A 2,454-nucleotide genomic window follows, 5' to 3' on the forward strand; every position below is an offset into this window, starting at 1 on the left:
GCTGTTACTGATACTCCATCGCGAGCAGGCTCGCTCCTACAAGGGATAGGTGTTCTGTTCAAAAACCTCTTCTGGTTCGATTGCGCGTCAATCGGGTCGAAGGGGTTTTATTTTGCCTGCTACTCAGGCCCCTTCTTCCTCATCACTGTCCGGCTCGTCGGTGGTCGTATCATCATCGTCCGCACTGCCGCCCTGCCCCTGATCACCGGGCTCTGATTCGGACTTGGCGATCATCATGCCGGTGTGCGTCACCTGCCCACTCGACGCCTGGCTTTCGTGATCCTCACACTCGGCCCAGACCGCCGAACTGCCGAGGGCCAGCATCAGCAAAACCTTCAACAGCAGCACAACGCGTAGCAACCTGTTCATAGTCGATTCCATCCTTTTGCAGGTGAAACATCTGTACCTGTCTGGCGCTCTTTGAAATCTAGTTCCGATCAGCCGGGTTCTCCAGATAGGACGCTAACGAAGAGACGGAATGCGCTGGCTTTAGAGATTGGTTGTGAATATGGCCTATAACCAAACCCGCTAACACGATGCTTTTCTGTAGGAGCCAGCTTGCTGGCGATGGTCGTTAACGATAACGCGCGCTGTCAGGATTAACGCGGCGTTCTCTGGTCCATCGCCAGCAAGCTGGCTCCTACAGGGGGGGATTTGTGTCGGGCATTAAAAAACCCCGGTGCTTTCGCAACCGGGGCTTTTGGTTTTGCAGCTCAGCGCTTAGTGGTGCTCACGCGTCGCACGGAATTTCACGTCCGGCCAGCGCTCTTCCATCAACGCCAGGTTGACGCGGGTCGGCGCCAGGTAGGTCAGGTGACCACCGCCATCGACCGCGAGGTTTTCCACGGCCTTGACCCGGAACTCCTCGAACTTCTTCTTATCGTCGCAATCGATCCAGCGCGCGGAGTACACGGTGATCGGCTCGTAGGAGCACTCAACCTTGTATTCCTCTTTCAAGCGGCTGGCGACCACGTCGAACTGCAGCACACCGACGGCGCCGAGGATGATGTCGTTGCTGCGCTCAGGGAAGAACACCTGGGTCGCGCCTTCTTCGGCCAATTGCTGCAAGCCTTGGCGCAGTTGCTTGGATTTCAGCGGATCACGCAGACGCACGCGACGGAACAGTTCCGGGGCGAAGTGCGGGATACCGGTGAAGCCCAGGACTTCGCCTTCGGTGAAGGTGTCGCCGATCTGGATGGTGCCGTGGTTGTGCAGGCCGATGATGTCGCCGGCAAACGCTTCTTCCAGTTGCTCACGCTCGGAGGAGAAGAACGTCAGGGCATCGCCGATCCGCACGTCCTTGCCGGTGCGCACGTGGCGCATCTTCATGCCTTTTTCGTACTTGCCGGAGCAAATGCGCATGAAGGCGATACGGTCGCGGTGTTTCGGGTCCATGTTCGCCTGGATCTTGAACACGAAGCCGCTGAACTTCTCTTCGACCGGCTCCACGGTGCGCTCGTTGGCGACACGGGCCAGCGGTTTCGGTGCCCAGTTGACCACGGCGTCGAGCACGTGATCGACACCGAAGTTGCCCAGTGCGGTACCGAAGAACACCGGGGTCAGTTGGCCGTCGAGGAATTCCTGCTGGTTGAATTCGTGGCAGGCGCCCTGCACCAACTCCAGTTGATCAACGAAGCGATCGTACTCGTCGCCCAAGTGCGCGCGGGCTTCATCGGAGTCGAGCTTTTCGATGATTTTCACATCGGTGCGCTCGTGGCCGTGACCGGCGGTGTACACGATGATGTAGTCGTCGGCGAGGTGATAAACGCCTTTGAAATCGCGGTAGCAACCAATCGGCCAGGTGATCGGCGCAGCCTTGATCTTCAGGACCGCTTCGATTTCGTCGAGCAGTTCGATCGGGTCGCGGATGTCACGGTCGAGTTTGTTGATGAAGCTGACGATCGGCGTGTCACGCAGACGGCAAACGTCCATCAACGCGATGGTCCGTGGCTCGACACCCTTACCGCCGTCGAGGACCATCAATGCCGAGTCCACCGCCGTCAGGGTGCGGTAGGTATCTTCGGAGAAGTCTTCGTGGCCCGGGGTGTCGAGCAGGTTGATCATGTGATCGCGATACGGGAACTGCATGACCGACGTGGTAATCGAGATACCCCGCTGCTTTTCCATTTCCATCCAGTCGGAGGTGGCATGGCGGTCGGACTTGCGAGACTTCACCGTGCCGGCAACCGCAATCGCCTTGCCCATCAGCAAGAGCTTCTCGGTGATGGTGGTTTTACCGGCATCGGGGTGGGAAATAATGGCGAAAGTGCGGCGTTTCGCGACTTCGGCGGCCTGTTTGGTCATGGGAAATCGCCTGGCGGTGATTCAAAAAAGGGCGGCGAGTATAGCGCAAACCGACCGCCACGGACCACCGCCCGCCCGGACGCGCGGACTTTTGTAGGAGCCGGCTTGCCGGCGATTGGGGCCGTACGCCTTGCGGTGATCTCTCGGCCC

At 59.0% G+C, this 2,454-nt stretch carries 2 protein-coding genes; both read right to left on the reverse strand.

Annotated features, from left to right (window positions below; translation table 11 throughout):
* Positions 1 to 123: 123 nt before the first annotated feature.
* Positions 124 to 369 carry a hypothetical protein gene (locus KGB27_RS31275; RefSeq protein ID WP_223450655.1) on the reverse strand — a complete coding sequence of 82 codons (246 nt, stop codon included), beginning with the start codon at positions 367 to 369 and terminating at the stop codon, positions 124 to 126.
* A gap of 351 nt (positions 370 to 720) precedes the next feature.
* Entirely contained in the window at positions 721 to 2,304 is a 1,584-nt protein-coding gene (locus KGB27_RS31280; protein WP_008024413.1) for a peptide chain release factor 3, read from the reverse strand.
* Between the last annotated feature and the right edge of the window lie 150 nt (positions 2,305 to 2,454).

The organism is Pseudomonas sp. BF-R-01 (genome assembly GCF_019946615.1).
Taxonomy (GTDB): Bacteria; Pseudomonadota; Gammaproteobacteria; order Pseudomonadales; family Pseudomonadaceae; genus Aquipseudomonas; species Aquipseudomonas migulae.